Annotated in this window: 19 protein-coding genes and 1 pseudogene; 14 read left to right on the top strand and 6 right to left on the bottom strand. The window is 66.7% G+C overall.

Annotation, left to right across the window (positions count from 1 at the left end):
- Positions 1-3 precede the first annotated feature (3 nt).
- From AC6LKG_RS15700 to AC6LKG_RS15685, 4 genes are read left to right on the top strand one after another with little or no spacing between them, the layout of a single operon-like run.
- On the top strand, positions 4-1,053 hold the full coding sequence (locus AC6LKG_RS15700; RefSeq protein WP_498165675.1) for an ABC transporter ATP-binding protein: 1,050 nt from the start codon (positions 4-6) through the stop codon (positions 1,051-1,053).
- Complete coding sequence (locus tag AC6LKG_RS15695) at positions 1,050-1,898, top strand: ABC transporter permease (RefSeq protein ID WP_498165674.1); 849 nt, start codon at positions 1,050-1,052, stop codon at positions 1,896-1,898. The genes AC6LKG_RS15700 and AC6LKG_RS15695 overlap by 4 nt, the downstream gene beginning before the upstream one ends.
- Positions 1,895-2,686 carry an ABC transporter permease gene (locus tag AC6LKG_RS15690; protein ID WP_498165672.1) on the top strand — a complete coding sequence of 264 codons (792 nt, stop codon included), beginning with the start codon at positions 1,895-1,897 and terminating at the stop codon, positions 2,684-2,686. The genes AC6LKG_RS15695 and AC6LKG_RS15690 overlap by 4 nt, the downstream gene beginning before the upstream one ends.
- A 39-nt stretch (positions 2,687-2,725) precedes the next feature.
- Complete coding sequence (locus AC6LKG_RS15685) at positions 2,726-3,739, top strand: proline racemase family protein (protein ID WP_498165671.1); 1,014 nt, start codon at positions 2,726-2,728, stop codon at positions 3,737-3,739.
- Positions 3,740-3,827: 88 nt separating this feature from the next.
- Here AC6LKG_RS15685 and AC6LKG_RS15680 read toward each other — a convergent pair whose 3' ends face one another.
- Both AC6LKG_RS15680 and AC6LKG_RS15675 read right to left on the bottom strand, forming a co-directional pair.
- The gene (locus AC6LKG_RS15680; protein WP_498165669.1) at positions 3,828-4,169 is read right to left on the bottom strand and encodes an addiction module antidote protein; all 342 of its coding nucleotides are present in this window, start codon (positions 4,167-4,169) and stop codon (positions 3,828-3,830) included.
- Positions 4,166-4,309 (bottom strand): hypothetical protein, encoded by a 144-nt coding sequence (locus AC6LKG_RS15675; RefSeq protein ID WP_498165699.1) that lies wholly within the window; start codon positions 4,307-4,309, stop codon positions 4,166-4,168. Before AC6LKG_RS15675 ends, AC6LKG_RS15680 begins: the two co-directional genes overlap by 4 nt.
- Between AC6LKG_RS15675 and AC6LKG_RS15670 the strand changes: the two genes are divergently transcribed.
- Entirely contained in the window at positions 4,274-4,552 is a 279-nt protein-coding gene (locus AC6LKG_RS15670; protein ID WP_498165667.1) for a hypothetical protein, read from the top strand. The two genes, AC6LKG_RS15675 and AC6LKG_RS15670, sit on opposite strands and share 36 nt — an antisense overlap.
- Before the next feature lie 222 nt (positions 4,553-4,774).
- Entirely contained in the window at positions 4,775-5,215 is a 441-nt protein-coding gene (locus AC6LKG_RS15665; protein WP_054418651.1) for a CBS domain-containing protein, read from the top strand.
- Between the two features lie 33 nt (positions 5,216-5,248).
- Here the strand turns inward: AC6LKG_RS15665 and AC6LKG_RS15660 are convergent, their stop codons facing one another.
- Complete coding sequence (locus AC6LKG_RS15660; protein ID WP_498165665.1) at positions 5,249-6,013, bottom strand: TSUP family transporter; 765 nt, start codon at positions 6,011-6,013, stop codon at positions 5,249-5,251.
- Between the two features lie 289 nt (positions 6,014-6,302).
- Here AC6LKG_RS15660 and AC6LKG_RS15655 point away from each other — a divergent pair, with 289 nt between their 5' ends.
- From AC6LKG_RS15655 to AC6LKG_RS15640, 4 genes are all read left to right on the top strand, one after another.
- Positions 6,303-7,187, top strand: a complete 885-nt coding sequence (locus tag AC6LKG_RS15655; RefSeq protein WP_498165663.1) for an FxLYD domain-containing protein — start codon at positions 6,303-6,305, stop codon at positions 7,185-7,187.
- The gene (locus AC6LKG_RS15650) at positions 7,177-8,079 is read left to right on the top strand and encodes an FxLYD domain-containing protein (protein ID WP_498165661.1); all 903 of its coding nucleotides are present in this window, start codon (positions 7,177-7,179) and stop codon (positions 8,077-8,079) included. Before AC6LKG_RS15655 ends, AC6LKG_RS15650 begins: the two co-directional genes overlap by 11 nt.
- A gap of 331 nt (positions 8,080-8,410) precedes the next feature.
- A complete protein-coding gene (acnB, locus tag AC6LKG_RS15645) occupies positions 8,411-11,002 on the top strand; it encodes a bifunctional aconitate hydratase 2/2-methylisocitrate dehydratase (RefSeq protein WP_498165659.1) in 2,592 nt (863 codons plus the stop codon).
- Between the two features lie 227 nt (positions 11,003-11,229).
- Complete coding sequence (locus AC6LKG_RS15640; RefSeq protein WP_498165657.1) at positions 11,230-11,829, top strand: transglycosylase SLT domain-containing protein; 600 nt, start codon at positions 11,230-11,232, stop codon at positions 11,827-11,829.
- Between the two features lie 60 nt (positions 11,830-11,889).
- Here the strand turns inward: AC6LKG_RS15640 and AC6LKG_RS15635 are convergent, their stop codons facing one another.
- Positions 11,890-12,549 (bottom strand): thiopurine S-methyltransferase, encoded by a 660-nt coding sequence (locus AC6LKG_RS15635; RefSeq protein WP_498165655.1) that lies wholly within the window; start codon positions 12,547-12,549, stop codon positions 11,890-11,892.
- A 341-nt stretch (positions 12,550-12,890) separates the two neighbouring features.
- Here AC6LKG_RS15635 and AC6LKG_RS15630 point away from each other — a divergent pair, with 341 nt between their 5' ends.
- Positions 12,891-13,436 (top strand): fasciclin domain-containing protein, encoded by a 546-nt coding sequence (locus AC6LKG_RS15630; protein WP_498165653.1) that lies wholly within the window; start codon positions 12,891-12,893, stop codon positions 13,434-13,436.
- Positions 13,437-13,634: 198 nt separating this feature from the next.
- On the top strand, positions 13,635-14,429 hold the full coding sequence (locus tag AC6LKG_RS15625; RefSeq protein ID WP_498165651.1) for a hypothetical protein: 795 nt from the start codon (positions 13,635-13,637) through the stop codon (positions 14,427-14,429).
- Here the strand turns inward: AC6LKG_RS15625 and AC6LKG_RS15620 are convergent.
- Positions 14,427-15,210, bottom strand: a pseudogene (locus tag AC6LKG_RS15620) (YoaK family protein); the annotation flags it as partial. The gene AC6LKG_RS15625 and the pseudogene AC6LKG_RS15620 sit on opposite strands and share 3 nt — an antisense overlap.
- Before the next feature lie 183 nt (positions 15,211-15,393).
- On the bottom strand, positions 15,394-16,440 hold the full coding sequence (locus tag AC6LKG_RS15615; RefSeq protein ID WP_498165650.1) for an aldo/keto reductase: 1,047 nt from the start codon (positions 16,438-16,440) through the stop codon (positions 15,394-15,396).
- A gap of 319 nt (positions 16,441-16,759) precedes the next feature.
- Here AC6LKG_RS15615 and AC6LKG_RS15610 point away from each other — a divergent pair, with 319 nt between their 5' ends.
- On the top strand, positions 16,760-17,704 hold the full coding sequence (locus AC6LKG_RS15610; RefSeq protein WP_498165649.1) for an AraC family transcriptional regulator: 945 nt from the start codon (positions 16,760-16,762) through the stop codon (positions 17,702-17,704).
- A 164-nt stretch (positions 17,705-17,868) separates the two neighbouring features.
- The gene (locus AC6LKG_RS15605; RefSeq protein ID WP_498165648.1) at positions 17,869-18,432 is read left to right on the top strand and encodes a DUF3455 domain-containing protein; all 564 of its coding nucleotides are present in this window, start codon (positions 17,869-17,871) and stop codon (positions 18,430-18,432) included.
- The last annotated feature ends 41 nt before the right edge of the window (positions 18,433-18,473 follow it).

The following is an 18,473-nucleotide window of genomic DNA, read 5'->3' as shown; positions in this document are numbered from 1 at the left end:
CCCATGTCCGCTTTGCTCACCATCGAAGGCGTGTCGATGCGCTTCGGCGCCTACCAGGCGCTGGATCGCATCGACCTGGCGATCCAGCAGGGAGAGTTCGTGGCGCTGCTGGGCCCCAGCGGCTGCGGCAAGACCACGCTGCTCAAGTCGATCGCCGGTTTCCTGCAGCCGGAATCGGGCCGCATCCTGATCGACGGCCAGGACGTCGGCCGGTTGCCGGCGCATCGCCGCCCGCTCAATACCGTGTTCCAGAACTATGCGCTGTTCCCGCACATGACGGTGCTGGAGAACGTCGCCTATGGTCCGCGGCGCCAGGGCGCCTCGAAGGCGCAGGCGGCCGAACGCGCCCGGGATGCGCTGGACATGGTCGGCCTGGCCGACTTCGGTCCGCGTTATCCACGCGAAATGTCCGGCGGCCAGCAGCAGCGCGTGGCGCTGGCGCGCGCCATCGTCAACCAGCCCAAGCTGCTGTTGCTGGACGAGCCGCTGTCGGCGCTGGACCTGAAGCTGCGCAAGCGCATGCAGCTCGAACTCAAGCATCTGCAGGCCCGTCTCGGCATCGCCTTCATCTTCGTCACCCACGACCAGGAAGAAGCGATGACCATGGCGGATCGCGTCGTGGTCATGCACGCCGGCCGCATCGAGCAGGTCGGCGCCGGCAGCGATATCTACCGCCAGCCGGCCACGCGTTTCGTCGCCGAGTTCATCGGCGATGCCAACTTCATCGCCTACACGGTGGCCGATGACGGCGCCTTGATGCTGGATACCCAGGGCCTGCGCGTGCCGCTCGCCCAACGCCCGGTGATGGCGCGCGGCCTGGCCGTGCTGCGGCCCGAAGACCTGAAGTTGTGCGGGCGCGCGGACGCCATGCTGACCGGCACCGTAAGCGACGTGATCAATGTGGGCAGCCACAGCATGATCCACGTCGACATCGGCGGCCAGACGCTGGTGGCGCGGCACGGCGGCCTCGCGCCGGGCGGCCTGCATGCCGGCGGCGAGGTGACGCTGGCGTTCGCGCCCGAACACCTGCACCTGATCGGCGGCCAGCCATGACGCGGCGCGCCTGGCTCTCTCCCGGCCTGTTGCTGGCGGCCCCGGTGCTGTTCTTTGCGGCCTTCTTCCTGGCGCCCCTGGCGGTGGTAGCGCTGGCCAGCGCCACTGGCGGTGCGGACGGCCTGACGCCGACGCTCGCGCAGTACACCAAGGTGCTGGCCGACCAGTACCACTGGGATGTGATCCTGGTGACGTTCCGGCTGGCCCTGTTCACCACCCTCGCCTGTCTGGTGCTGGGCTATCCGCTGGCCTGGTACCTGGTGCGCGTGGTGCGCTGGCAGGCCTGGCGCCGCGCCTGCGTGATCCTGCTGGTGGTGCCGCTGTTCACCAGCAATATCGTGCGCGCCTTCGGTTGGATGGTGCTGCTGGGCCGCAATGGGCTGGTCAATCAGGGCCTGCTGGCCACGGGCGCGCTCGACCGACCGATGCGCTTCATCGGCACCGAGCTGGGCATCCTGATCGGCATGGTCTACGTGCTGCTGCCGTTCGTGGTGCTGGCGGTCGGCAATGCGCTGGCGCGGGTCGATCCGGCCTGCGAGCAGGCCTCTGCCGACCTGGGCGCCAGCCCCGCAGCGACCTTCTGGCACGTGACCTGGCCGCTGACGCTGCCCGGCGTGGTGTCGGGCGCCATCATCGTCTTCACGCTGGCGGTCAGCGCCTACGTGACGCCGGCGCTGCTGTCGGGCGGCCGCGTCACGGTGCTGTCGATGCTGATCTTCCAGCAGTACAGCACGGTGTTCGATTTCCACTACGGCGGCGCGCTGAGCATGGTGCTGCTGGTCTTCACCCTGATCCTGGTGGCGCTGGCCAATCGCGCCGCCACCTTGCCGGGAGCCGCGCGATGATCGCCCGCCACCTGATCCGCCTGACCGCGCTGGCCGTGCTGGCCTATCTGGCGCTGCCGCTCGTGGTGATCCTGGGCGCGTCGTTCAGCGCCACGCCGTACCTGGCGTTCCCGCCGCAAGGCTGGACGCTGGAGTGGTACCGCACCTTGCTGGTCGAGGCCGGCTACATGGCCGCGTTCGCCACCAGCACGGTGCTGGCGCTGGCCGCCACGGTGGCCGCGGTGCTGCTGACGGTGCCGGCGGCGCTGGCGCTGGCGCGCTATGAATTCCCGGGCAAGGCCGCGCTGACCTCGGTGCTGATGTCGCCGCTGGTGCTGCCGCACATCGTGCTGGGCGCCGCGCTGCTGCAGTTCGGCGCGTACTTCGGCCTGACCCGCAGCTTCCTGTCGCTCCTGATCGGCCACGTCGTGATCATCGCGCCGTTCGTGCTGCGCTCCACCCTGACGCTGCTCACGCCGGAACAGCGCGCGCTGGAGGAAGCCTCGGCCGACCTGGGCGCCAACCCCTGGACCACATTCTTCCTGGTGGTGCTGCCGCAGATCCGGCCAGGCATCGTGACCGGTTCGATCTTCGCCTTCATCTCGTCGTGGATCAACGTGGAACTGTCGATTTTCAACACCACGGCGGACCTGAACACCATCCCCGTGAAGCTTTTCAATTACGTGCAATACACGATCGATCCGACCATCGCAGCCATATCGGGCGCCACGATCGTGGCCGCGGTCGTCGCCATCGTGATCCTGGATTTGACCGTCGGGCTGGACATGCTGTCCGAACGCGGCAAATAACTTTCCTCTTCCCCATATCTACCGCCTGGAGTCACTGTCATGCGCAAGCAAGACGCGTTCGATGTCATCTATACCCATACGGAAGGCGAGCCCCTGTGCATCGTCCACAGCGGCATTCCGTACCCCGCCGGTTCCACCATCCTGGAAAAGCGCGCGTTCCTGGAACAGCGCTACGACTGGCTGCGCAAGGCGCTGATGCGCGAGCCGCGCGGCCACAAGGACATGTTCGGCGTGTTTCTGACGCCGCCGTCCAGTCCTGAATACGACGCAGGCCTGATCTACATCGACGGCACCGAGTACTCGCACATGTGCGGCCACGGCACCATCGCGGTCAGCATGGCCATGGTGGCCAACGGCCTGGTGCCGCGCGGCAAGGACGGCATCACTCGCATCCGCTTCGAAACCACCGCCGGCCTGGTGGTATCGGAAGTGGCCTCGGAAGGCGACAACGTGCTGTGGACGCGCTTCGAGAACGTGCCGGCCTACGTTGCCGCGCAGGACATCCCGGTGGAGCTGCCCGGCTACGGCAAGCTGTCGGCCGACATCGTGTGGGGCGGCAATTACTTCGGCATCGTCGACCTGTCGAACTGCGACCTGCGCATTTCGCCGGACAACGGTACCGAGCTGTCGCGCATGGGCCTGATCGTGCGCGACCAGCTCAACGCGCGCCAGCGCATCCAGCACCCGACCGAATCGCACATCAACAACCTGAACTTCATTACGTTCTGGCACCAGCCGACGATCGAGGGCGCGTTCTACAAGAACGTGCACGTGTTCAGCGCCGGTCAGCTCGACCGCTCGCCCGGCGGCACCGGCACCAGCGCGATGATGGCCATGTTCGAGGCGCGCGGCAAGATGGGCCTGAACCAGCCGATCAAGTCCGAAGGCCTGCTGGGCAGCGGCACCTTCGAAGGCTGCCTGCTGGGCGAGGTCGACCTGAACGGCACCCGCGCGGTGCGGCCGACGGTGAAGGGCACGGCCAGCATCCTGGGCACGGCGCGCTGGGTCATCGACAAGAACGATCCGGTGGGCGCAGGGTTCCTGATCCGCTGAAGACACGGAGCGGCCGGCGCGGGCCGGCCGCTCACCCCGCGTTCGTCGAAAGACAGGGCCAGAGGAATGGCTCAAAGGCCTTGTGGTATCAGGCCTTCAGCGGGGTGCCCGCCGGCACCACGGACAGCCGCATGCCCACGGCATGCAGCACGGCCAACAATGTCTTGAGCGTTGGATTTCCCTGAGGCGAAAGCGCACGGTACAGGGCCTCGCGCGAGATGCCCGCCGCCGCCGCGACGGCGGCGACGCCGCCATAGGCTTGCGCCACGTCGCGCAACGCCAGCAGGCCGGCGGCGCGATGATCCGGATGGTCCAGTTCTTCCAGCGCCGCCTTCAGGTATTCGACCGCGAAATCGTGGTCCGCGCGCAATTCAGCGATGGTCTCCGCAGCATGGGAAACCGATGCGATGTCAGTGTGGCGATTGTTCATGCCTGTCTCTGCTTCCAGTCCGCCCAATAACGCCAGGCCAGTTCGATGTCACGCCGCTGCGTGGCTTTCGCGCCCCCGGCCAGCAACACGATCAAGCGAGCGCCATGCCTGCCGGCATAGACGCGATAACCCGGACCGATATCCAGACGAAACTCGATGACGCCGTGGCCGACAGCCCGTCAATCACCCAGGAGCCCGGCGCCGATCCGCTTCAGGCGCACTTCGATCCACGCGCGCGACCTGGCGTCACCGAGTTCGCGCAACCACACGCCGAATGGCGATATGCCTTGCACAGTCACGTAGCGCCGCAACTCAATTGTCGCAACGGTCAAGGTGTAGCTTATAAACTACAGAAAAATTCCCAGGCAGGCAATCGGCTTTGACCATGAACGGAAAATATCGGAATCAAATGACATGGCGCGATGATCCCGCCCTCGGCCCCGTCCACGCTATTGTGGCTGACCGCAACGGTGAGGCACGCGAACTTGCGGCAATCCCGTCGCCGGGCTTAGGATGGAGCTACGGCCAGACCGTGCGCCGGCGCCAGGCGTCCGGCGCGGGCTCGGGCCGGCGCTTGAACCTTGCCAGCGATTCGGGAGCACATCGTGAAGAAAGTTGCTGAGATTCTCAGGGAAAAGGCCAACCCGCCCGTCGTGACCGTCTCGCCGGACTCGTCCGTGTACGACGCCATCAAGACCATGGCCGAACGCAGCATCGGCGCCGTGGTGGTGGCGGACGGCGACGAGGTGCTGGGCATGCTCACCGAGCGCGACTACGCCCGCAAGATCGTGCTGCAGGATCGCTCCTCGCGCACCACCAAGGTCCGCGAGATCATGACCGACTCGGTCTTCTACGTGCGCCCGGAAGACACACGTGAACACTGCATGGCGCTGATGACCGAGCGCCACTTCCGCCACCTTCCCGTCATCCAGGACAAGAAACTGGTGGGTCTGGTGTCCATCGGCGACCTGGTCAAGGACGTCATGAGCGAACAGAAGTTCATCATCACCGAACTCGAGCGCTACATCTCGGGCGAACACGGCTGAGCGCCCGCGCCAGCGGCGGCGGATTCCTCGCGGCTAACCCACCGCGAGGAGCCGCGATGCAGGCACGACCAATCCCAATCCAGCCGCCAGCAGCAGCACGAACACCATCCGCTTGACGGTCTTCATCGACCCGGCGGTGGCATAGCGGCGCGCCACCCAGGTGACGCCCACGACGACCGGCAGGGCCTGCAGGCTGAGCCAGAACGAAGTCGACATGAAAGTGCCCTGCCCCGTTACCAGCGCCAGCCGTACCACGGCATTCAGCGAAAACAGCACCAGCAGGCTGTTGCGGATGGATGCCAGCGGCAGTGGCTGACGATACAGGTGGTAGACCATGGGCGGCCCGGCGCTGGAAAACAGGCCGCCCAGCACGCCCGACACCCCACCGAAGAACAGGAATGACGCGCGCGACGACAGCCGCGCCAAGGGCTGGGTGCGCGCCACCAACAGCACGGCGCAGGCCATGATGGTGATACCCAGCAGCAACTGCAGCAACACCGCCATGGCGCCGCTGATCCAGGCCAGCGCGGCCACGCCCAGCGTCACGCCGGCCAGGCTGCTCGCCACGGCCGGCGCCATCAATGGCCAATTCACCTGCGGCTTGGCACGGGCCAGGGTGACCCCCGCATTGACCAGCGACAGGACGCTGACCACGTTGGCCACGTCGGACACCGACGCCAGTTGGAACACCCCCGACAGGCCCAGCAGCACCAGGCCGAAAGCGAAACCCGTCATGGTCTGGGCGTAGGTCGCCAGCGCCACGCAGGCGAGGAACAACACGTGTTGGAAGATACTCATGCTGAAGGCTGAGCCTGACCTGCCTCGGCTCGGCCCCGCCGCGGCAGAGGGCGGCCAGGAGCGGAACGACTGGGGAACGGCGTATTCAAGGGGCATTCGACGCCGGCGATGATAGCATCGGCGGGGCGGCGACCGGTCGATCTGATATACATTCTGTAATAATCAGAAGCGCTCATGCACCCCATGGTCAGCGCCCCGCCGCTATCCTTGCCGCCCAGTATGCCCGCCGCGCCCGGCCAGGCCGCGCCATCCCGGCGCCACCTCGCAAGCGGGCTGTCCGTCCCCACGCATGACGCCCAAACAGACCACGATCAATACGGTGACGCTGACCTGCTCGACCTGCGGCAGCGCCCAGTTCACCAAGCTCGACACCAACGAATACCAGTGCAGCCATTGCCACGCCGTCACGCTGGTCGAGGACAACGTGGCCCAGCGCCTGGAGAAGATCCTGCGAGGCATGCAGCAGCCCGCGCCTGCCGCCAAGCTGCAGCCGGGCGCCGTCATCGCAATCGTTCTGGTGGTGCTTGCAGCCATCCTTGTGCCGATCACCGCCTCGCTGTTCAACAGTGGTTCCTCGACGCGCTCGCCTTCGCGCCCGGCGCCGCCTCCCATCGATGCCGCGCTGGTCAAGCTGACCGACGTGCAGGAAGTGCGTGCGCGCGGCCGCAGCCAGTTGGTGATGCTGATGCGCAACGAGACCGGCAAGAAGATCGACGCGCCGCGCGTCACCGCCACGTTCTACCAGGACGAGCTGACGCTGTCCTCCGCCTCGGGTTCGCCGATGGCGCGCACCCTGCTGCCCGGTGAATACACGCCGGTGACGATTTCCCTGCCCGATACCGCCTACAGCCGCTACACCCTGAAACCGGCCACGCCCTCGCTGGCGCACAGCAGCGCCCGCGAGGTCGCCGCCGACAAGGTGCAGTTGGTGCGCAACGACGGCGCCTACCGCTTGGTGGGCCTGCTGCGCAACAAGGGCAGTATCGCCGCCAGCAGCACCCAGGTGACAGTGATGCTGTACGACGAGGACGGCAAGCTGATCGGCACCGGCAATGGCTACGGTTCGGCCAGCCCGCTCGCCCCCGGCGCGCTGACCTCGTTCGACGTGCGCTGCGACATGCTGGCCGAAGGCAAGGTCGGCTCCTACGATTACATGGTGCAAAGTGAAGGCTGACCGCTCCCCCGCGCGCGCCCTGTCGCGGCCGGCCCGGGCCGGGCTGGTGCTGATCATCGTCGCCGCTGGCGGCTACGCCCTGGCCAAGTACAACGGGCTGCTGCCCTGGGACGCGCCCAAGGCCGTGCAGGCCGCGCCGGCGCCTGCCGCCTCGGCCCCGGTTCCCGCAGGCCCCGCCAGCAGCCGCATCGTGCGTGTCAGCCCCGCCACCCCCCGCATCATCGACGGCGTGCGATTGAGCACGGCCGAACTGCTCGATCCGGACTTCGCCTTCTTCGATCCGGCGGCACTGACCTTGTCGCCGCCACGCCGCCTGCTGGACGAGATCGAGCGCCCGTTGCTGCTGGCCGAGGTGGTCAACCGCAGCGACAAGTATGTGGCGCTGTCGCCCGGAATGGAAATCTCCGTGTTCGACGGCTCGCGCCCCCTGCGGCTGCGTCAGGAATGGTCGCTGCCGGCCATGCTGTACCCCGGCGAGCGCATTCCGGTGCTGCTGAACGGCGAGAACTTCGAACGCTTTACCGAGGTCAAGACCGACTGGAAGCCGGCCAAGCGCGCGGCCCTGCCCGGCACCCGGCCAACGCTGGACATCAGCGTCGAGAACACCGAGGCCGGCATCGGCACCGGCACGCTGAATTTCACCTATCGCTATCGCTACAAGTACGTTACGGTGCACGGCCGGGTACGCAACACCGACAGCGCCGAAATCGACAACGTGAAGGTCTGGGTCAGCCTCTACGACGCCCAGGACAGGCTGACCGGCGCGCGCTATTCGGAGCTGCGCCTGCCCAAGCTCAAGCCGGGCGAAAGCGCCCCATTCCAGCTCGATGTCAAGCAGTACGGCGCCAACTTCGCCCGCGTGGGCGTGGCGTACGACGCCAAGGCCAACTGATCCCGCGCCCGGCGGTCCGCCCGGCCGCCCGCCGGCGCCTTCTCATTTATCTGCGCGGGCCTGCGTCAGCCAGGCGCGAACGGCGGGCCGGCAGCCGCGCCCGCGACAGCCCCGCAGCAGCCTCGCAACGGCGAACCGGGCCTTGAATCGACCCCGTTTCTGTCCTAGTGAAGCGCCCCGCTCCTCGCCCGCCCTCGCACGGCGTGGCCCGCAGGCAACGCCTATCGACACAAGTCTTATATAAGATATAAGACATTTGCTAGCGGCCCCCTCTTCCCTCTACAATTCCGGCCACAACCCTTCTTCCAACCCGACTTTGAGCAGGCCTCACATGCTGGATACTTATCGCCAACACGTTGCCGAACGCGCGGCCCTGGGGATTCCCCCGCTGCCCCTGACGGCAAAACAAACCGCTGAACTGATCGAACTGCTGAAGAACCCGCCCGCGGGCGAAGAGCAGAACCTGGTCGATCTGCTGACCCACCGTGTTCCGGCCGGCGTGGACGATGCCGCCAAGGTCAAGGCCTCGTACCTGGCCGCCGTGGCCCTGGGCAGCGAGGCTTGTGCCCTGATCAGCCGCGCCAAGGCGACCGAACTGCTCGGCACCATGCTGGGCGGCTACAACATTGGCCCGCTGATCCAACTGCTCGACGACCAGGAAATCGGCACCATCGCCGCCGACGCCCTGAAAAAGACCCTGCTGATGTTCGACGCCTTCCATGACGTGAAGGAAAAGGCCGACAAGGGCAACGCCAACGCCAAGTCCGTGCTGCAGAGCTGGGCCGACGCCGAATGGTTCACCAGCCGCCCCGAGCTGCCCGAAAGCCTGACCATCACGGTCTTCAAGGTGCCGGGCGAAACCAACACCGACGACCTGTCGCCGGCCCCGGATGCCACCACCCGCCCCGACATCCCGATGCACGCCCTGGCGATGCTCAAGAACAAGCGCGACGGCGCCGCCTTCGAGCCGGAAGAAGACGGCAAGCGCGGCCCGGTCAAGTTCATCGAATCGCTCAAGGAAAAGGGCCACCTGGTCGCCTACGTCGGCGACGTGGTCGGCACCGGCTCCTCGCGCAAGTCGGCCACCAACTCGGTGCTGTGGTTCACCGGCGAAGACATCCCCTTCGTGCCGAACAAGCGTTTCGGCGGCGTGTGCCTGGGCAACAAGATCGCCCCGATCTTCTACAACACCATGGAAGACGCCGGTGCCCTGCCGATCGAACTCGACGTTTCCAAGATGGAAATGGGCGACGTGGTCGAACTGCGCCCCTATGAAGGCAAGGCGATCAAGAACGGTGAAGTCATCGCCGAATTCGAAGTCAAATCCGACGTGCTGTTCGACGAAGTGCGCGCCGGCGGCCGCATTCCGCTGATCATCGGCCGTGGCCTGACCGCCAAGGCGCGCGAAGCGCTGGGCCTGGCCCCGTCGACGCTGTTCCGCCTGCCCAAGGACCCGGCCGACACCGGCAAGGGCTTCTCGCTGGCCCAGAAGATGGTCGGCCGCGCCTGCGGCCTGCCGGAAGGCCGCGGCATCCGCCCGGGCACCTACTGCGAACCGAAGATGACCTCGGTCGGCAGCCAGGACACCACCGGCCCCATGACCCGCGACGAACTCAAGGACCTGGCCTGCCTGGGCTTCTCGGCCGACCTGGTGATGCAGTCGTTCTGCCACACCGCCGCCTACCCCAAGCCCGTGGACGTCAAGACGCACCACACGCTGCCCGAGTTCATCAGCACCCGCGGCGGCGTCTCGCTGCGTCCGGGCGACGGCGTGATCCACTCGTGGCTGAACCGCATGCTGCTGCCCGACACCGTCGGCACCGGCGGCGACTCGCACACCCGCTTCCCCATCGGCATCTCGTTCCCGGCCGGCTCGGGCCTGGTCGCCTTCGCCGCCGCCACCGGCGTGATGCCGCTGGACATGCCGGAATCGGTGCTGGTGCGCTTCAAGGGCAAGCTGCAGCCCGGCGTCACGCTGCGTGACCTGGTCAACGCCATCCCGCTGTACGCCATCAAGCAGGGCCTGCTGACGGTCGCCAAGCAAGGCAAGAAGAACATCTTCTCCGGCCGCATCCTCGAAATCGAAGGCCTGCCCGACCTGAAGGTCGAGCAAGCCTTCGAACTGTCGGACGCCTCGGCCGAGCGTTCGGCCGCCGGCTGCTCGGTGCGCCTGAACAAGGAACCGATCATCGAGTACATCAACAGCAACATCGTGATGCTCAAGTGGATGATCGCCAACGGCTACGAAGACGAGCGCACGCTGGGCCGCCGCATCAAGGCGATGGAAGCCTGGCTGGCCAATCCCCAGTTGCTGGAACCGGACGCCGACGCCGAGTACGCCGCCGTCATCGAGATCGACCTGGCCGACGTGCACGAGCCCATCGTGGCCTGCCCGAACGACCCGGACGACGTCAAGACGCTGTCGGAAGTCGCCGGCGCCAAGATCGACGAAGTGTTCATCGGCAGCTGCATGACCAACATCGGCCACTTCCGCGCGGCGTCCAAGCTGCTCGAAGGCAAGCGCGACATCCCGGTCAAGCTGTGGGTGGCCCCGCCCACCAAGATGGATGCCACGCAACTGACCGAGGAAGGCCACTACGGCGTGTTCGGCACCGCCGGCGCCCGCACCGAAATGCCGGGCTGCTCGCTGTGCATGGGTAACCAGGCGCAGGTCCGCGAAGGCGCGACGGTGATGTCCACCAGCACCCGCAACTTCCCGAACCGCCTGGGCAAGAACACCAACGTGTACCTGGGTTCGGCCGAACTGGCCGCGATCTGCTCGAAGCTTGGCCGTATCCCGACCAAGGACGAGTACATGGCCGACATGGGCGTCATCAACAAGAGCGGCGACCAGATCTACCAGTACCTGAACTTCGACAAGATCGCCGACTACAAGGACGTGGCGGACGTGATCGAGGTGTAAGCCTCGCCACGCAGGCGCACCCGTGACACGGCCCCGGAGCGATCCGGGGCCGTTTTCGTTGGCGCGGCCGCCGGCTTGCGCCAGACGGTGAATCGAACCCTTTTCTCCCACCTGGCGTCCGAAATCCGGGGACGGAACTTTCCCAGCGATACGTTTTCATACAATCACTGCAATCCGTGACAAACCAGACGTAACCGCCGGCGACCGGCACCAGGAGAAGACCGCCCATGACACGGCTCTTGATGCCGCTGCCGCTGCTGACCGCGCTGGCCGGCTGCGCCACCGCGCCACCGTCGAATCCCGAGAACATCTGCGCCATCTTTCGCGAAAAGCCGGACTGGCACGACGCCGCGCTGAAGGTGCAGAAGAAATGGGGCACGCCGGTGCAGGTGCCAATGGCCATGATGTACCAGGAATCCAGCTTCAAGCAGGACGCGGTGCCACCGCGTTATTACTTCCTGGGCATCATCCCGTGGGGCCGGGTCAGCTCCGCTTACGGCTACGCCCAGGCCAAGGACGAGACCTGGGCCGACTATAAGAAGGACGCCGGCGGCTGGGGCGCCAGCCGCGACAATTTCGCCGATGCGCTGGATTTCATGGGTTGGTACATGAACAAGAGCCAGCGCCTGAACGGCATCTCCAAGTGGGACGCCTACGGCCAGTACCTGAACTACCACGAAGGCTGGACCGGTTATCGCAACCGCAGCTATGACCGCAAGGCGTGGTTGAAGACAGTGTCGAAGAAAGTGCAGGCGCGGGCCGACAAGTTCGCCAGCCAGTACAAGCGCTGCGAAAAAGACCTGACTCGCGGCGGCTGGTTCTTCTGATCGTGCCCGCGCCGCGGCGCGCTCATTGCCAGCGCGGCGACCCGCGCCGGGCGGTGCGCCTCAGGCCTGCGCGCCCAAGCGGTAGACCACCGTGTCGAGCCGGCTCACGCCACGCTCGGCGAATTTGGGTTCCTTGGCCAGGATGTCGCGTCGGTCGATGATGACTGCCGGCGACACGCCGTTGAAAAGGCTCCGCATTTCCGTATCGACCACCGCGAATGGCGGCCCGTCCATTTCGTCCTGCGGATAGTCCAGTGTGATCAGCAGGCCGCGATAGCCCGGCGCCAATTGCCCGTAGACATGGCGCACGTATTCGCCCCGCATCTGCGCGGGCAGCGCGACCAGCGCGGCGCGGTCGTAGGCCCCGACGCAATGAGACAGCAGCGGCGCGTCCAGCTTGAAGATGTCGCCGCAGATGATCTCGATATTGCCTGCCACATAATGCCTACCGTAGGCGCTGTCGTGGATGACCGGCTTGAGTTCGTTTTCGACGAAGAACTGCTCGACGGCCAGTTGCGACAGTTCCACCCCCAGCACCTGGTAGCCCTGGGCCGCCAGCCAGACCATGTCCAGCGACTTGCCGCACAACGGCACCAACACCTTGCCGCCAGCGGGCACCGAAAGCGTCGGCCAGTATTTCTGCAACAGCGGCGTCACGCGCGTTTGATGAAAATGCGTGCGCCCATCGCGCCAGCGTTCCAACCAGAATTCCGCGTCCATGTTTGTTCTTGTCCTCCGGAAAAAAGCGTGATTCGCGGCGCGGACCACGCGCCGATGCGCGGCCTGCTGCGCCACCTCCCGATACTACCTGCCCGCTGCCGGACCTACGTTGCGAACAAGCGCCCGAAAGGCGTGTTTACCGGAAACCCGCGGCGAACGCGCCGCCACTCGGCTTCGGCCAACCCATTGTAGTGACCCGGCGGCGCGATGCCGGGCGCCGCGCCGGCCGGGCTGGGCAGGCCCGCGCCGCCACCCTAGGGTTTATCCCAAGGACATCCGCGCATCCATTGGCTGCGCCGTCCCGTATCTGCTAGCGACGGCCAACGAAAAAGGAGATCGTCATGAAATTGCTAGCTTCGATTGCCATTGCCAGTTCCGCCCTGACCCTGTCCCCCACCTTCGCGGCCGATGTCATGGTCGGCGGACAGCCCATGCTGCCCAGCAAGACCATCGTCGCCAACGCGCTCAACTCCGCCGACCACACCACCCTGGTGGCGGCGGTAAAGGCCGCGGGGCTGGTGGATACGCTGCAGGGCAAGGGGCCTTTCACCGTCTTTGCCCCGACGAATGCCGCCTTCAACAAGCTGCCGGCCGGCACCGTCGACACCCTCGTCAAGCCGGAAAACAAGGCCACGCTGACCAAGATCCTGACCTACCACGTGGTGCCGGGCAAGCTGGACTTCGACGCGCTGGCCGCCAAGGTCAAAAAGGGAGGCGTGACCGAACTGGCCACAGCCAGCGGTGGCAAGCTGTGGGTCATGATGAATGGCAAGCACAACCTCATCGTCAAGGACGAGAAAGGCGGCACCGCCAACATCAGTACCTATGATGTCTACCAGTCCAACGGCGTGATCCACGTGATCGACAGCGTGCTGATGCCCAAATGAGCCCCGCCTCCCCGAGGGCCGGGCCGCAGGGCCTGGCCATCGGAAGGCATGGCAGCCCGGCCCGGCCGTGAAGCCGGGCTTTTCCGTTGCCGCGGCGGTGGGCTTGGTTTCGGGATATCGTAAGGGGCCGCGCCGCCTTGCGGGGCCGCATCCGGCAATGGCCGGCGCCGACTCCCTAGGCCCCTTGGAGACCGCCCCATGCCGCCCCTGCCCACCGATCCGGCCGCCCCCGAAGACAGACGCGCGTCCGCGCCACGCCGTGGATTCACGCTGGCCCTGGCGGCGCTGGCCTGCACACCGCTGCGTCTCGCGGCCGCGGCTCCGAATGAGCGCGACGCCATCGTCCGCCAGGTATTCCAGGAAGACCCGGCGCGCCTGCGCTACGGCGCGGACCACGCACGACTGATGCGCGGTCTGGGCGTGATCTGGATTCCCGTGGAGTCCGGCGCGCCCGGCATCGAATTCGAACATCCGCTGGGAGACAGGGACACCGTTGGCGCCGCAATGACACTGCTGGGCACCGCCGACAGACGCCTGGCGACAAGGCGCCTGGCCGAGGTGTGCCGGCTGCTGCCTGCCTATGTGCGCACGGGCGGCCCCCTGGCGCCCGGCCGCTATGCCTTACCCGCCCAGCGGCGCGCGGCCTTCGATTTCCCCGACAGCGGTGTCGACGCCCAGGGTCATTTCCAGTTGCGCGGTGAACACCTCGCCCTGCTGTGCGCGGCGAACTGGCGCGAGGCAGGCCAGCGTGAATTGGAGGCGGTGCTGCGCGAAGGCGATGCCTACTGGCCCTTGCCTTTCATCGACGGCAAGCGCCCATACGGCGACAGCAGCCATTACCAGATCGACATGGCGCGGCTGCTGGGGCAGCCCTATCCCGTGGATGCCAAGGGTTACGCCGTTACGGACCCCGCCCGGGACGCCCGCCTGCAACGCCTGCATTGGCAGACGGCCGCCGCGTTGCAAGTCGTGCTGGCGTACGCGCGCGCCTGACCGGGCCGCCGATCGCCCCGCGCTATGGCCTCGCCAGGAACTGGCGGATGTCGTCGGCCACCGGCACCGCCGCCAGGATCAGCAGGCACAGCGCGAGCGGCAGCGTCGAACCGAAACCGTAGTGATAAAAGGAATAAGCGCCCACCACGCCGCCCGTGAAGAACAGCGACACCATCGCGCTCAGCACGATCAGCTTGCCGCGATCGGCGCGCACCGGCGCGGTGCCGGCATTGTCGTCGTGGGCCAGGTTCCAGTAGAACAATTTGCCAAGTTCGATGCCGATATCGGTGACCATCCCGGTCACGTGGGTCGTGCGGATCTCGGACTTGGAAACCTTGGTGATCATCGCGTTCTGCAAACCCATGATGTAGCACAACAGCATCACGGTGGCAGGCACATAGAACCAGCGCAGGTTCTCCAGGTTCGCCCCCAACAGTCCGAACGCCAGCAGCAACAGGGCCTCAAGCACCAGCGGCAGGGCGAACTCGCTGGCCAGGTGCGAGCGCCGCCCGAAATTGATCAGGGAGGCCGAGGTCGCCGCGCCCGCCAGGAACGACAGCAACGCGGCCAGCCCCTGCGTCACCACGGCCACGCTACCCAGCACCATGTGATCGGCCATCATCGAAACGATGCCCGACATGTGCGAGGTGTACTGCTGCACGGCCAGGAAGCCGCCGGCGTTGACCGCGCCAGCGACGAAGGTGAGGAAATAGGCCAGCCGCCGGTTGGCCTGCGGCGTGCGGCTGACGGCGGTGAGCTGGCGCAGGAAGGGAATGGCCATGGCGGCGCTAGGGCTACGCGAAACGGATGCCGGGCAGCGGCGCGGCGCGCAATGCGCGGCATACGGAAGCTCCCGGAAAAAAGGCGCGGCTGGCTGGCCACGCCCGGTTCCAGGATTCTAACCGCCCGGCGGACCGGCGGCAGCGGCAATCGCCGCCGCGGCGCTTTCCCGGCCCGAATCCGCTTACGTCGCGTCGGATTCACGCAGTTGCTGGCGGCGGAACTCGCCCTGGCGCGTGAACATCCACCCCGGATATTCCGGCGGCAAGGCGCTGACCTTGTCCAGCGCCGCCAGTTCTTCCGCGTCCAGGCGAATGGCGCTGGCGGCGAGATTGTCGTCCAGTTGGTCGACGCGCTTGGCGCCGATGATGACGCTGGTGACCGCCCGCTGGTGCAGCAGCCAGGCCAGGGCCACCTGCGCCACCGACACGCCGCGCGCCTCGGCCACCTGGCGCAGCACATCGATGCTGTCGAAGGCGCGCTCGCGGTCGACCGGCGGGAAGTCGAACTGGGCGCGCCGGTCTCCGGCGGCCGCCTGGCTATCGCGGTGGTATTTGCCGCTGAGCAGGCCGCCCGCCAGCGGGCTCCACACCATCAGGCCGACGCCTTCGCTTTGCAGCATGGGTACGATCTCGCGTTCCAGGTCGCGGCCGGCGATGGTGTAGTAGGCCTGCAGCGATTCGAAGCGGGCCAGGCCCAGGCGCTCGGCGATGCCCAGCGCTTTCACGATCTGCCAGGCCGCCCAGTTGGACACGCCGACATAGCGCACATGCCCGTGCTGCACCAGGTTGTCGAGCGCGCGCACCGTTTCCTCGATGGGCGTCGCCGGATCGAAGCCGTGAATCTGGTAGAGGTCGATATGGTCCAGTTGCAGGCGCGCCAGGCTCTTCTTGACGCCTTCCATGATGTGAAAGCGCGAGTTGCCACGGGCATTGACGCCGGCGCCAGTCTGCCCGAACACCTTGGTGGCGATGACCACATCGTCGCGCGCCACCTTCAGGTCGCGCAGCGCCTGCCCGGTGATAGTCTCGGAACGCCCTTCCGAATACACGTCGGCAGTATCGATGAAATTGACGCCAGCCTCCAGGGCACGCCCCACCAACCGGTTGGCGTCCTCCTGCTGCAGCGCGCCGATCTTGCTCCACAGCTCGCCTTCGCCGCCGAAGGTCATGGTGCCCAGGCAAAGTTCCGAGACGAACAGACCGGTATTGCCGAATTTCTTGTACCGCATGATTGCACTCCTTCCAGGGCGCGGCGCCCCGCCGGCCCGGGATGGGGAGGCGTCGGCGCACAGCTGGGATGGGCACAGTATGCGGCGCGCCGACGGCGGCCGGCGATGCTTGATCCTGCCCTTTTTTTGCCCGATTCTCCGGCGCGCCCCTCCCTCCGTCAGTGGCGCGCCCGATCCTCCATATTTTTTGCCTATTTCTCCGCATTCCAGACGCACCGCCACGCACGTATCCCTGCCTGGGTCTACACTCGACAGCGCCTGATCCTCCGGCGACCCGCCCGCCACGCGCGCGCACGGCCGCCTTGCCCGGAGCCCCGCCATGTCTCCCGCCTCCACAGATACCCCCACGCCTCCGACCGCCGTTTTCGAGCCCGCCCGACACGAACTGCTGTGCCTGCTCGAGCGCATGACCGGCACGCTGGAGGGCTCGCTCGACACGCCCATCGAGGGCCTGTACCTGCACCGCATCTCGCAGCCGACCGGCCCCAAGCCTGCCCTGCAGAAGGCGGCGCTGGCAGTCATCGCGCAAGGATCCAAGAGGGTCCTGATCGGTGACGAGGCCTACGAGTACGACCCGTTCCACTACATGATCTCGTCGGTCGACCTGCCCGTGGTGGCCAAGGTCTCGGTGGCCAGCCCGACCCTGCCCTACCTGGGACTGCGGCTGGACCTGAACCCGGAGGAAATCACCGCCCTGATCAGCGACGAGAACCTGCCGCCGCTGGTGCCGGCGGAGGCCGCGCGCGCGATGTGCGTCAATCCGCTGGGCGGCGCGCTGCTGGACGTGGTGCTGCGCCTGCTGCGGCTGCTGGATACGCCGCGCGACATCCCCATCCTGGCGCCAATGATCAAGCGCGAGCTGCTGTACCGCCTGCTGATGAACGGCCAGGGCATGGTGCTGCGCCAGACCGTGCTGCAGGACAGCCAGCTCAACCGCGTGGCCAAGGCTATCCGCATCCTGCGCGACAACTACGCCCAACCGCTGCGGGTCGAGGAAATCGCCCGCGACGTGCACATGAGCGTGTCGTCGCTGCATCATCACTTCAAGCAGGCCACCGCCATGAGCCCGCTGCAGTACCAGAAGCACCTGCGGCTGCAGGAGGCGCGCCGGCTGATGCTGACCGATGACGCCGGCGTAGCGCTGGCCGCGCATGCGGTGGGCTACGAAAGTTCGTCGCAATTCAGCCGCGAATACAGCCGCCTGTTCGGCGCGCCCCCCTTGCGCGACAAGCAGCGCTGGAAGGACGAGGCGCTGGCGGCCTGATCCGGCGGCGGCGCGCTCCACGCCGGGGGCTATGCAAGCCCCCCTGGACCCATCGCGATTTTTTCATCCGCCCTGCATCCAAATGCGTTTCCCGCGTGTAGTACCTGCAACGACGCACATCCCGTGTGTCGTTGCAGACAGATCCCCACCGCAGGAGACCGCTCATGAAGACCCGACGCATCGCCGGCCGCTCGGCCGCCCAATTGTTCGCCGTCGCCACGCTGGCCGCCGGCGCCACGCTCGGCCAGTCCCAGGCCATGGCGTATTCGCAAGACATGCTGCCTGCAAGCGTGCAGGTGCCGGCCGGCCACAAGGTCGCCTGGGAAACCGTTGGCACCGGTGAGGTCACCTACGAATGCCGCGCCAAGGCCGATGCCAAGGACCAGGCGGAATGGGTCTTCGCCGGCCCCAAGGCGGTATTGAAAGACCGCCAGGGCAAACAGGTCGGCAGCTACTACGGCCCGCCCGCCACCTGGGAAGCCGCGGATGGTTCCAAACTGACCGGCACCCAGGTCGCCGTCGCGCCGGCCGGAGCGGGCAATCTGCCCTATCAATTGGTCAAGGCCAATCCCGCCATGGGCAAGGGCGCGATGACCGGGGTCGCCTATATCCAGCGCACCGCGCTCAAGGGGGGCGTCGCGCCGCAGGCGCCTTGCACCAGCGCCACGCTGGGGCAACGCAGCCAGGTCGCCTACCAGGCCGACTATATCTTCTGGAAGGCTGACTGAATCCGGGCGCGATCCGCGCGGCGGAACTCCGGTAAGATGTC

Source organism: Achromobacter sp. 46006 (genome assembly GCF_059761975.1).
Note: the sequence above shows the minus strand (reverse complement) of the source record. Positions and strands in the feature narration are given on the sequence as shown.

Excerpts from the sequence above, each read along its gene's own strand:
- AC6LKG_RS15680 (WP_498165669.1), bottom strand. The coding sequence starts at position 4,169 with ATGAACAATCGCCACACTGACATCGCATCGGTTTCCCATGCTGCGGAG.
- AC6LKG_RS15635 (WP_498165655.1), bottom strand. The coding sequence starts at position 12,549 with ATGGACGCGGAATTCTGGTTGGAACGCTGGCGCGATGGGCGCACGCAT.
- AC6LKG_RS15700 (WP_498165675.1), top strand. The coding sequence starts at position 4 with ATGTCCGCTTTGCTCACCATCGAAGGCGTGTCGATGCGCTTCGGCGCC.
- AC6LKG_RS15685 (WP_498165671.1), top strand. The coding sequence starts at position 2,726 with ATGCGCAAGCAAGACGCGTTCGATGTCATCTATACCCATACGGAAGGC.
- AC6LKG_RS15630 (WP_498165653.1), top strand. The coding sequence starts at position 12,891 with ATGAAATTGCTAGCTTCGATTGCCATTGCCAGTTCCGCCCTGACCCTG.
- AC6LKG_RS15670 (WP_498165667.1), top strand. The coding sequence starts at position 4,274 with ATGCCTGCCGGCATAGACGCGATAACCCGGACCGATATCCAGACGAAA.
- AC6LKG_RS15695 (WP_498165674.1), top strand. The coding sequence starts at position 1,050 with ATGACGCGGCGCGCCTGGCTCTCTCCCGGCCTGTTGCTGGCGGCCCCG.
- AC6LKG_RS15655 (WP_498165663.1), top strand. The coding sequence starts at position 6,303 with ATGACGCCCAAACAGACCACGATCAATACGGTGACGCTGACCTGCTCG.
- AC6LKG_RS15605 (WP_498165648.1), top strand. The coding sequence starts at position 17,869 with ATGAAGACCCGACGCATCGCCGGCCGCTCGGCCGCCCAATTGTTCGCC.
- AC6LKG_RS15610 (WP_498165649.1), top strand. The coding sequence starts at position 16,760 with ATGTCTCCCGCCTCCACAGATACCCCCACGCCTCCGACCGCCGTTTTC.
- AC6LKG_RS15690 (WP_498165672.1), top strand. The coding sequence starts at position 1,895 with ATGATCGCCCGCCACCTGATCCGCCTGACCGCGCTGGCCGTGCTGGCC.
- acnB (WP_498165659.1), top strand. The coding sequence starts at position 8,411 with ATGCTGGATACTTATCGCCAACACGTTGCCGAACGCGCGGCCCTGGGG.
- AC6LKG_RS15625 (WP_498165651.1), top strand. The coding sequence starts at position 13,635 with ATGCCGCCCCTGCCCACCGATCCGGCCGCCCCCGAAGACAGACGCGCG.
- AC6LKG_RS15615 (WP_498165650.1), bottom strand. The coding sequence starts at position 16,440 with ATGCGGTACAAGAAATTCGGCAATACCGGTCTGTTCGTCTCGGAACTT.
- AC6LKG_RS15660 (WP_498165665.1), bottom strand. The coding sequence starts at position 6,013 with ATGAGTATCTTCCAACACGTGTTGTTCCTCGCCTGCGTGGCGCTGGCG.
- AC6LKG_RS15640 (WP_498165657.1), top strand. The coding sequence starts at position 11,230 with ATGACACGGCTCTTGATGCCGCTGCCGCTGCTGACCGCGCTGGCCGGC.